Source organism: Kutzneria sp. 744 (assembly GCF_000568255.1).
Lineage (GTDB): Bacteria > Actinomycetota > Actinomycetes > Mycobacteriales > Pseudonocardiaceae > Kutzneria.
The window spans coordinates 11,188,577-11,199,679 of record NZ_KK037166.1; the positions used below are offsets into that span (position 1 = coordinate 11,188,577).

Consider the following 11,103-nt stretch of genomic DNA (forward strand, 5'->3'; position numbering starts at 1 on the left):
CCCGGCCCTCCCACGGCGGCTGCGTGGAGGCCTTCCGGCCGGCGTGGCCCAGCTGCATGGCGGCCCGGGCGCCCTGGCCGTGGATGAAGTCGACGATGCGCCGCCACGCCCGCACCTGCTCGTCGTTCCAGATGCCGGCGTCGCGCGGGCTGATCCGGCCCTCCGGCGACACCGCGGCCGCCTCCGTCATCACCAGGCCCGCGCCGCCGGCCGCGAACTGGCCGAGATGCACGAAATGCCAGTCGTTGGGCACGCCGTCGGTGGCGGAGTACTGGCACATCGGTGACACCCAGATGCGATTGCGGGCGGTCATGCCGCGCACCGTGTACGGCGAGAGGAGCGTGCTCATGCCTCGGCCAACACCTGGTCCGCCGGCGATGTTTCCAACACCGCCGGGCCGAGCCGGAGAATGCCGTCGTCCAACGGCACGCAACGGACACCGCCGTGCCCGCGCAGGCCGCGAAACGCGCCAGGCGCGACCACAACGTCCATCCACGCGCACGGATTGGCCGCCCGGTGGCCCTGGAAGCGGATTCCGTCCAGGGTGAACTGCTGCCTCACCAGCGAGTCCACGGGAAAGCCGCGCAGCACGATGTTGCGGCGCACCGCATGCGGGTCCGGCGCCGGGTCGAGGTGCAACGCCTCCAAGGACTCCGCCGCGAAGATCGTCACGGCCGCGTTGCGATGGGCCTTGTGGTTGAAGTACCGGTCGCCGACGAGCCCGAGGCCCGCTCGCACCTCCACGTGATCACGCTGCACCGCAACGGGATCCGGCCTCGGCCCGTCCTGCGGGCGGCCTTCGAGGGCGTGCGTGGGCGAGACGTGCAGAGCGATGATCTCCACCTCGTGCCGGCTCACGCCCGCAATTCTAGGGGAAAGGCCGCGCGCGGAACGGGCTGGAGCGGGAGCGGTCGGCGTGGTGTGTCGAGCGCCACGCCATCGCCGCGACGCTAGCGCAACTCCCTACGCATCAACGTGCACATGGTTTCGTGCCAAACGGTCGCGCCGTCCGGGCCTTCGGTGTCCCAGCCGTCCTTCTCGGAGCCGTAGGCGTGGTAACCGAGCCGTTCGTACAGCGCACGGGCTCGCGGGTTGTCCTCCTCCACGCTGAGTTCGGCCGTGGACAGGTCGCGCCGGCGGATGCGGTCCTCGGCGGCGCGAATGAGTACCGTGCCGATCCCGCACGACTGTAGCGCCGGCATCACCGCGAGCTGCCAGATCACGCCCGCACCGGGCCGGGCCTCGTAGTCCACGCCGCCGATGGCCACCGGGATGTCCGACGGCGGGCAGACCGCGAGGTAGTCGACGACGCCGTCGCGGGCCCGGGCCAGCTGGACGGGCAGCTTCTCCAGGTGCCGGCGATCGCCCGACCAGGTGCAGGTCGGCACGTCGGCCGGCGTGAGGTCACGAACGGCGAGCGGCACATGGATGGTCGACATGCGGCCCAGGGTGTCGGTGATCTGCCGCGCTGGCAACGGGAATTTCGTGGGCGTGACTCTTCCCGGGGGATGCTCGCTGATCGATTAGGGTCGGAGGCGACGGAGGGGGGCCGTTGCATGGGGCGACGTGAGGGTGTGGTGGCCGACGCCGTGCGGCAGGGCCGGCTGTTCGGGCGCACCTACCAGGCATTTCTGGACTACCGCGAGCGGAACGGGTCGCTGCGCGAGTGGCAATGTGAGCGGTTGTCGGCGTTGCTGGGCCGGGTGCTGCTGACGGTTCCGGCGTTGCGGGCCCATGGCCTGGAGTTGGCCGAGGATCCGTTCGAGACGCTGGCGCGACTGCCGACCGTGACCAAACAGCAGATCCGGGGCGACTACCGCGTGCACTTCGCCGAGGACATCGACCCGGCCGACTGCGCCTCGGTGGTCACCTCCGGCACGACCGGCGTGCCGCTGAAGATCGTGCACAACTCCGAGCACTTCGTCCACGTGAACGCCCTTGCCCTGCGGCGGGCCTTCGACTACGGGTTGCCGCTGGACCGGAAGGTGCTGCGCCCCTTCAAGTCCGAGGCCGACGAGTGGTTCGAGTACACCGTGCCGTCGGCCGGTTTCCTCCGCTTCGCCGAATTCGGGTTCGTGCGTGACGAGGCCGCGATCGCCCGCCGCTGCCATGAGTTCGCGCCCGATGTCGTGTTCACGCATCCGTCGCGGGCGTTGGCGCTGCGCGACATGGCTCCCGGCCTGCGGCCGCGGATCGTGCAGACGTTCGGAGAACAGCTCACGGACGCCGGCCGCGCGGCGATCGAGGAGCACTTCCAGGCCCCGGTGCGCGACTGCTACGGCACCAACGAGGCCAGCACCATCGCCGCCCAGTGCCCGGAATTCGGTTCGTACCACATCGAAGGCGAGCGGGTGTGGGTGGAGATCGTCGACGACAGCGGCACTCCGCTGCCCGACGGCGTCGAGGGCGACATCGTCGTCACCAACCTGTTCAACACCGTGATGCCGTTCGTCCGCTACCGCACCGGCGACGTCGGCGCCCTGTCCGATCAACGGTGTCCGTGCGGGCGGGAGCAGAAGGTGCTGCGGCTCATCGCCGGCCGCCAGCACGGCGCCATCACCCTGCCCGACGGCACCCGAACCGACGTGCTGCGGCTGGTCAAGCTGATCGAACGGTTCCCGGTGGAACGGCTCCAGGTCGTGCAGGCCGACACCACCGAGCTCACCGTGCTGGTCGACCCGGCGGCGAGCTGCACCGACGAGGACCTGCGCCGGGCCGCCGAGGCCGCCAATGCCGCCCTGCACCACCGGCTGCCGGTGCGGCTTCGCCGCGCCGGGGCCGGGGAGTTCACGGAGTCCAGTGCCGGCAAGCACCTGAACTTCGTGAGCCTGCTGGAGAACCGGTGACAGAAAGGAGGGGACGGATGTCCATCGAGGACTGGAGCAAGATGATCGACGAGATCGACTCGGCCGACACGCAGCCGGAGACCCTCTGAGACGAGACCGGGGCGGGACGACTCCCGCCCCGGTTCGCTTCTAGTCGAATCCGCGCGGCAGCGCCGTGTCCTGGAGCCAGGACCGGAAGAAGCGGTCCAGCGGCTTGACGGAGTGCTCCTGCGCCACGGCGATGAACTTGTCCGTGGTCACGGTCGAGTGCCGGTGCTTCTCGGTCCACTCCCGTAACACGGCGAAAAAGGCGTCGTCGCCGAGCCGCACCCGCAGCGCGTGCAGGGTCAGCGCCCCGCGCTGGTACACCCGGTCGTCGAACATGCGCCGCACGCCCGGGTCCCCGATGCGGATGTCCTGGCGCTGGCGGGCGATCTCGGCGTGCGAGCGCGCGGCCAGCACGGCCGCGGACAGGCCGCCCGACGCCTCCGACCACAGCCACTCGGCGTAGGTGGCAAACCCCTCGTTCAGCCAGATGTGCCGCCAGTCGGCGATGGTCAGGCTGTTGCCGAACCACTGGTGGGCCAGCTCGTGGGCGACCAGGTGCTCGCAACCGCGGTGCCCGTCGACGTGGTTGGCGCCGAAGATCGACAGGCCCTGGGCGACCGGCACATCCAGGGCCTCGTCGGCCACGACGACGTGGTACTCGGCGAACGGGTACGCCCCGAACAGGTTCACGAAGGCGGCCATGATCTGCGGCTGCCGGCCGAAGTCGTGGCCGAACACGCCGACCAGCCGCGGCGGCACGGCGGCCCGCTGGCCGGCCGACACCTCGACCTCGGTGTAGAGCCCGATCTGCACGGTGGCCAGGTAGGTCGCCATCGGCGCGAGCTGCTCGAACTCCCAGGTCGTGCTGCTGCCGCCGACCCGACGCGACACCAGCGAGCCGTTGGCCACCACGGTGTAGGGCGACGGGGTCGTCACGGCGATCCGGTAGGTGGCCTTCTCGCCCGGCTGGTCGTTGCACGGGAACCAGGACGGGGCCCCGATCGGCTGGCTGGCCACCAGCGCGCCGTCCTCCAGCTGCTCCCAGCCGATCTCGCCCCAGTGCAGGCTGCGCACCGGCCTCGGCGTGCCGACGTAGCGCACCTCCACGGAGAACGCCGCCCCGACCATGAGCGGCCGGGCCGGCGTGATCCGCAGCTTGTCGCCGCGATGGCTGTACCTGGCGGACTTCCCGTTGACCAGCACCCGCTCCACCCGCAGGCCGTGCAGGTCGAGGCTGAACCCGGCCAGGTCGGCGCGCGCCTGGCCGGAAAGCCGGGCCCGGCCGGCGAGGCGGCCAGGTCCCGGCTTGTAGTCCAGCTCCAGGTCGTAGTGCGTGACCCGGTAACCCCCGTTGCCGTGCTGGGGCAGGTACGAGTCGGCGGAGCGGTCCGCGCCGATCGTGCCCCTCACCCGCGCTTGCTCCACGCGGAGATCGGGTTGCCCAGCCAGCGCGAGTTGGCCGGCACGCTCTCGCCCGCCATCACCAGCGAGGCCGGGCCGACAGTGGCGCCGGCGCCGATGGTGGCGCCCGGCAGCACGATTCCGTGCGGACCGAGGGTCGAGCCCTCGGCCAACGTCACCTCGTCCATGCGCATGATTCGATCATGGAACAGGTGGGTCTGCACCACGCACCCCCGGTTCACGGTCGCACCCACGCCGACGCTCACCAGGTCGGCCTCCGGCAACCAGTATGTCTCGACCCAGGCGCCGCGGCCGATCCGGGCCCCGAGCGCGCGCAGCCAGAGGCTCATCACCGGCGTGCCGGACACCGAGCCGGCCAGCCACGGCACGGCCAGCACCTCGACGAACGTGTCGGCGAGCTCGTTGCGCCAGACGAAGGAGCTCCACAGCGGGTGCTCCACGGCCTTGAACCGGCCGACCAGCAGCCACTTCGCGGCGGCGGCGACCGTCGCGGCGACCACGCCGCAGGCGGCCAGAACCAGGCCGCTCAGCAGCGCGGCGACCCCGAACCCGGCGACGCTCGCGACGCCGGCGATCGCGAACAGGGCCAGCACGGCCAGGGCCACGGCGGCCATCACCGGCACGACACGGCAGATCTCCACCAGGCCGCGGGCCACGACCAGCTTGGTCGGCGGGTCGAAGGTGCGGCTCTGGTCGCTGTCCTCGACGGCCCGCGGCAGCTTGATCGGCGGCATGCCCAGGTATGAGCTGCCGGCCTTGGCGCCCTTCGGCGTGGACGAGAGCACGCCGACCAAGCCGCGCTTCGGCACCGCCCGGCCCGGCGCGGTCATGCCGGAGTTGCCCAGGAAGGCCCGCTTGCCGATGCGGGCTCCTGCGATGCGCAGCCAGCCGCCGCCCAGCTCGTAGCTGCCGACCATGGTGTCGTCGGCCAGGAACGCGCCGTCGCCGACCGTGGTCATGGACGGCAGCGCCAGCACTGTGGACGCCTCGACCCGGCGGCCCACCTTCATGCCCAGCGCCCGCAGCCACACCGGCGTGAACAGGCTGGCGTACAAGGGGAACAGCGTGGTGCGGGCCATGTTCATCAGCCGCTCGGTGGTCCACGCCTGCCAGGCGACCCGCCCGAACACCGGGTGGTAGCCGGCGCGCAGGCCGATCGAGCACAGGCGGACGCCGACCAGCACCAGCAGCGCGTACGTGACCAGTGAGGCCGCGGTCGCGGCCGGCACGGCCAGCAGCGCCGAGCCCAGCGTGGGCGCGTCGTGCAGGAACAGCGCGATGATCGCCAGACCGGGCAGGGCCGCGGCGACGGGCAGCAGACCCAGCGTGAGAGTGGCGGCGCTGTAGGCGAAGCCCCAGACGCGACGGCGCGGCGGGCGGCTGTTCGGCCAGCGGTGCTCGGGCCTTGCCGTCACGCACGGCCGGCACACCCGACCAGCGCTGGCCGGCCGGGACCGAGCCGGTGACGCCGGAACCGGGGGCGATCTCCGCGCGCTTGCCGATGCGGGCCCCCGGGAACAGGGTGCTGCGGGCGCCGATCGACGCGCCGGCGCCGATGCGGATCTTGCCGATGTGCAGGACGTCGCCGTCCAGCCAGTGGCCGGACAGGTCGACCTCGGGCTCGATCGCGCTGCCCTTGCCCAGCTTGAGCAGGCCGGTGATCGGCGGAAGCGAGTGCAGGTCCACGCCGTCGGCGATCTTCACGCCGAGGGCGCGGGCGTAGCGGGTCAGCCAGGCGCCGGTCAGGTTGGTGGCGCCCACCGCGCCGGCCAGCTGCTCGGCCGCCCACAGGCGCAGGTGCGTCTTGCCGCCGCGGGGGTAGCGGCCCGGCTTCACCTTGCGCAGCAGCAGCCGCGCACCGCCGGCCGCCACCGCCACCCGGCCGGCCGGGTGGAACAGCACCAGCCAGGCCAACGCGATGGCCCACCACGGCAGCGTCGGGGCCCAGGCCGCGCCCATGAGGTTGAGCAGGGTGCTGCCGGCCGCCGCCGCGACCGTCCAGCGCAGGCCGACCAGCGTGGTCAGCGGGACCATGGCCAGCAGCTGCTTGACCTGGGCCTTGCGCGGGGTCGGGGCGACCGTGCGGGCCTTGAGGGACTTCGCGTCGAACTCGTCCAGGCGCGCGGCCATCGCCCGCAGCGTCGGGAACTGGTAGATGTCGCTGACCGAGCCGCTCGGGTACTTGGCCCGGATCAGGCCGACCAGCCGGGCCGCGGCCAGGCTGCTGCCGCCGCTGGCGAAGAAGTCGGCGTCGTTCCGCGCCGGGGCCAAGCCCAGCACCACGGCCCACTGCTCGGCCAGCCACGCCTCGGTGCCGGCCAGCTGGCTGCCGTCAGTGTTCTGACTGCCGGCTTTTTGGGGAAGTGGCCACGGCAGGGCGTTGCGGTCCACCTTGCCCGACGTGCGGGTCGGCAGCGTCTCCACCTCGGCCAGCAGCGGCACCAGGGCCGCCGGCAGCGCCGAGCGCAGCCGGTCCAGGGCCGTGTCCCGGTCGAAGTCGGCGGTCGGCACCACGTAGCCCACGAGCAGCGTGCCGTTGCGGACCGCGGCCGCCGCGCCGGCGACACCGGGCAGCGCCTGCAGGGCCGCGTCGACCTCGCCCAGCTCGATCCGGCGGCCACCCAGCTTGACCTGCTCGTCCGCCCGTCCGACGAACAGCAGGCCCTCCGGCTCCGCGCGGACCAGGTCGCCGCTGCGGTAGGCGCGGTCCCAGCCCATCGACGGCAGCGGCGCGTACTTCTCGGCGTCCTTGGCGCGGTCCAGGTAGCGGGCCAGGCCCACGCCACCGATGACCAGCTCGCCCTGCTCGCCCATCGGCACCAGGTCGCCCCGCTGGTCTACGACCGCCAGCTCCCAGCCGTCCAGCGGCAGCCCGATGCGCACCGGGCCCTCGCCCGTCAGCTGCGCGGCGCACGCCACGACCGTGGCCTCGGTCGGGCCGTAGGTGTTCCACACCTCGCGGCCCTCGACCGCCACCCGCTCCGCCAGCTCCGGCGGGCACGCCTCGCCGCCGAAGATGAGCAGGCGCACCTCGTCCAGGGCCTCCGCCGGCCACAGCGCGGCCAGGGTCGGCACCGTGGAGACCACGGTGATCTCCCGCTCCACCAGCCAGGGGCCCAGGTCGATGCCCGTGCGGACCAGCGCCCGCGGGGCCGGCACCAGGCACGCGCCGTAGCGCCAGGCCAGCCACATCTCCTCACAGGAGGCGTCGAAGGCCACCGACAGGCCGGCCAGCACGCGGTCGCCCGGGGCGATCGGCTCGTCGACCAGGAACAGCTCGGCCTCCGCGTCCACGAACGCCGTCGCCGCGCGGTGCGAGACCGCGACGCCCCTTCGGCTTGGCCCGTCGAGCCCGAGGTGAAGATGATCCTACGCGTCGTCGTCCAGCCCGGGCGTGCCCAGCACGCCCAGCGGCGTTCCCGTGAGGGTGATCTGGCGCTCCGCGCCGATGACCGCGCACACGTCGGCCTCGCCGAAGACCAGGTCGGCGCGCTCCTGCGGGTCCTCGAAGTCCACCGGCACGTACGCCGCGCCGGCCGCCAGCACCGCCAGGATGGCCACGTACAGGTCCACCGTGCCCGATGGCGCCCGCACACCCACCCGGTCGCCCACGCCGATGCCGTGCCCCGCGAGCACCTCGCGCAGCCGGTCGACCTCGGTCGCCAGCGCGCGGTAGCTCAGCGTCGTCTCGCCGTCGTCCACCGCCGCCGCGGCCGGGTGCCGCAGCGTCGTCTCCGCCAGAACGTCCAGCAGCGTGCGCGCCTTCGCCGCACCGCGCGTGGTGAACACCGCGTTCCGTGCCGAAACGCTCAGATCCTGAACCGCAGTCCATGCAACCGCTGTCAATGCACGCCTCTCCGAGCCAGGTAGCCCGGCGCACGGGCGCTGGAGTCCACACTGGACTGTCAGCGATCACCTTCACCGTCGCGGGCCGACGACGTACTTTACTCGCTGTTCACCCGCGTGTCGCTGTCGGGGTCGTCACACGATCCGTTGACGGGCGGGGAATACCTCCCACGCTCCGTCACTTTTCCCTTGTGTCAGAGCAAGTGCGGCCGCTGCCGCCCGGCTTGAGGCGGATTGCGTCGCCGTGGCCGCCCGGTGGCCCCGCAAGTGCCGATTTCCCCGTGCTGGTAAGGAAAGAAGCCGGTAGTCGGCGTCCAGAACTGGTAGTTTTCGCCCGGGCCGCGCCCGGCGTGTCGAGGCGCGGATCCGCGGCGTTCAGGGAGAAGGCAGACACCGGATGACCCGTTCACCCTTGCTGGCGGCTGAACGACGACATGCCACCCGCTCCGCGAACCGCCGCGTGCCGCCGAGCGGTGCAATCGGCATGCTCCTACTGACCGTCACCGGCATAGGCGCGGGCCTGCAAGGAATACAGCTCCGCGTAGCGGCCGGCGGCCTTGAGCAGGGCGGCATGGGTGCCCTGCTCCACCACCGTTCCCTTGTGCAGGACGTAAATCCAGTCGGCGTGGCGGACGCTGGCCAGGCGGTGGGTGATCAGCACCACGGTGCGGCCGCCGGCCAGCTCGCGCAGGGACTCGTAGACGGCGAACTCGGCCTTGGCGTCGAGTGGGGCGGTGGGCTCGTCGCAGATCAGGACGGGTGCGTCGCGGAAGATGCCGCGGGCGATGGCCAAGCGCTGCCACTGGCCGCCGGACAGCTCGCGGCCGCCCCGGAAGTGCTTGGACAGCACGGTGTTCCAGCCCTGCGGCAGGTCGTCGACGACCTCGTCGGCGCGGGCGAGGGCGGCGGCCGACCGCAGGGAGCGGTCGCCGGGGTCGGGCCGGTCGTGCCGGCCGATACGGACGTTGGTGTGGGCGGTGTGAGGCCACCGCACGGCGTCCTGCGGCACCAGCACCACCCGGTCGGCCAGCGAATCGGGGGAGATGTGGGCGACTTCCACACCGTCCCACTCGATCGTGCCGGCGGCCGGCCGGTACAGGCCGGCGATCACCTTGGCCAGCGTGGTCTTGCCGGACCCGTTCTCGCCCACCAGGGCGACCGTGCGGCCGTGCCGGATCACCATGTCGACCCCGTGCAGGCACGGCTCGCCGCCGGGGTAGGCGAAACCCACCCCGCGCAAGGTGATCGCGGCCGGCGCGGCGGGCGCCTCCAGCTCGCCCGCCGGCCGCTGCCTACCGTCCGCGTCGGCGACGAACGCGAGGTAGTCCGCGATGTACAGGGACTGCTCGAACACCAGATTGGCGGCCAGCACCAGCCGGGTCAGCGCGGCGGTCGCCGACCGGATGGCGACGACCGCCGCACCGGCCACGGCCAGCGGCAACCAGCCCGCGTGCAGCATCAGCAACAGCACCGCGTACGTGCCGGCCGTTCCGACCGCGGCCAGGGCTCGCCCGACCGCGCCGATTCGTGCCTGTGCCACGGCGACCCGCGTTCGCTGATCGCGGTACGCCTCGGCGAGCGTGCGGTACTCGCCGAGCACGAACGGCGCGGCCTGGCAGGCCCGCAACTCCGCGGCGGACTCCCGCTCGGTCGCGAGGCCGTTGACCATCCACAGCCGACGCAGCAGGCTCACCGTCCGTGCGGAACCCAGGTAACCCAACCGCGCCGACCGCAGCACGGCCCACGCCTGCGGCAGCAGTCCCAGCATCAGGACCGGCAGCAGCACCGGGTGCATGACGGCCAGGCTGACCGCGGCCGCCGCCACGCCGACACCAGCACCCACCAACTCGACCAGGTTGTCGCCGGCCCGATCCAGATGGTCCAGCCCCTGGTCCCGGGCGCGGTGCATCCGGTCGTAGAACCGGTCGTCGTCGAAGGCGACCAGCTCCACGTCCAGCGCGGCGGCGAGCAGCCTCAGCTCGGCCACCCGGTGCACTGCCGGTCCGACCCGCGCGTGGGCCAGGGCCACGCCGGCGTCCAGCGCGCCCTTGAGCGCGTACACGGACGCCAGCAGCAGCACCGGTCCCACCGCCGCGGCGACCCCGCCGCTGAGCAGTTGCTGGAGCGTCGCGCTGGTTTCCAGCAGCCCGGTGGCCGCGGCCACGCCGGACGCCAGTTGCAGCACGAGCACGGTCAGCGCCGCCCCGGGCGCGGCGGCCCGGATGATGCCCAGCACGGGCCGAACGGTCCCGGGCAGCCTCCGCACCAGCCGCCACAGTCCCAGCTCGGCGTCCCGGGCGTCGTCCAGCCGCCAGTACGGGGACTCCAGCTCCTGCTCAAGCATGGGGCAGCAACACCGTCGGCAGGTCACAGCCGGGATGCATCCGCAGCAGCTGGTACGCCACTCCGCCCAGGCCCGGGAGCAGGCCGGGGGAGAAGGCGTCCCGGGCCAACCCGGAAACCGCGCCGAACTCCTCCAGCCCACCGATCACGTGGGCGTCCAACTCGCGTCTGTGCAACCCGGCCGGCCCGACGCCGGCCGAAATCGCCTCCTGCACCACCTCCCAACATCCCAGGTCGCCGTGACACAACGTGTGGTTCCAGCCGAAGCTAGCGGGCCAGACCGACCGCGCGCTCCGACGCAGCACGTCGAGGTGTCGGGGGTGCCCGGCGCGCCGCCAGAGGTCGGCCGCCGCGACCCCTATTCCCGCAGCTCCATGGCACCAAGCGGTGCCGATCCGGTCTTCTTCACGGTTGTCAAGCCAGCCGTTGCGGTCGATCTTGTAGTTGGCCTCCTCGTACCGTTCGGCGGCCTCCGCGACCGCCGCGTAGCGGTCGTCGCCGGTGGCCAGGGCCAGCCGGGCCAGCGCCCAGCCGATGCCCGTCGACCCGTGGGCGAAGCCGCCGAGCCCGGCCGGCCAGCGGATCGACGCCCAGTGCGCCCGGCCTTCAACGATCTGTG

Annotated in this window: 6 protein-coding genes and 2 pseudogenes; 1 reads left to right on the forward strand and 7 read right to left on the reverse strand. The window is 72.5% G+C overall.

The window, feature by feature from the left end:
- The 3 genes and pseudogenes from KUTG_RS50645 to KUTG_RS50655 all read right to left on the reverse strand — a co-directional run.
- Nucleotides 1–349: pseudogene (locus KUTG_RS50645) on the reverse strand (oxidoreductase); the annotation flags it as partial.
- Nucleotides 346–858 (reverse strand): molybdenum cofactor biosysynthesis protein, encoded by a 513-nt coding sequence (locus KUTG_RS50650; RefSeq protein WP_198047652.1) that lies wholly within the window; start codon nt 856–858, stop codon nt 346–348. The pseudogene KUTG_RS50645 and the gene KUTG_RS50650, both read right to left, overlap by 4 nt.
- Nucleotides 859–950: 92 nt before the next feature.
- Entirely contained in the window at nt 951–1,439 is a 489-nt protein-coding gene (locus KUTG_RS50655; RefSeq protein WP_043727185.1) for a GNAT family N-acetyltransferase, read from the reverse strand.
- Nucleotides 1,440–1,556: 117 nt separating this feature from the next.
- On the opposite strand from KUTG_RS50655, the gene KUTG_RS50660 reads away from it, so the two are divergent.
- Nucleotides 1,557–2,846, forward strand: a complete 1,290-nt coding sequence (locus KUTG_RS50660) for a phenylacetate--CoA ligase family protein (RefSeq protein ID WP_052396416.1) — start codon at nt 1,557–1,559, stop codon at nt 2,844–2,846.
- Nucleotides 2,847–2,975: 129 nt separating this feature from the next.
- Here KUTG_RS50660 and KUTG_RS50665 read toward each other — a convergent pair whose 3' ends face one another.
- The 4 genes and pseudogenes from KUTG_RS50665 to KUTG_RS50680 all read right to left on the reverse strand — a co-directional run.
- The gene (locus KUTG_RS50665; protein ID WP_232241378.1) at nt 2,976–4,283 is read right to left on the reverse strand and encodes a M1 family metallopeptidase; all 1,308 of its coding nucleotides are present in this window, start codon (nt 4,281–4,283) and stop codon (nt 2,976–2,978) included.
- A pseudogene (locus tag KUTG_RS50670) lies at nt 4,280–8,141 on the reverse strand (Pls/PosA family non-ribosomal peptide synthetase). The gene KUTG_RS50665 and the pseudogene KUTG_RS50670 overlap by 4 nt, the downstream one beginning before the upstream one ends.
- Before the next feature lie 490 nt (nt 8,142–8,631).
- Nucleotides 8,632–10,485 (reverse strand): ABC transporter ATP-binding protein, encoded by a 1,854-nt coding sequence (locus KUTG_RS50675; RefSeq protein ID WP_043727191.1) that lies wholly within the window; start codon nt 10,483–10,485, stop codon nt 8,632–8,634.
- The coding region (locus KUTG_RS50680; protein WP_043727193.1) for a lanthionine synthetase LanC family protein at nt 10,478–11,103 on the reverse strand (626 nt) is incomplete at its 5' end. The genes KUTG_RS50680 and KUTG_RS50675, both read right to left, overlap by 8 nt.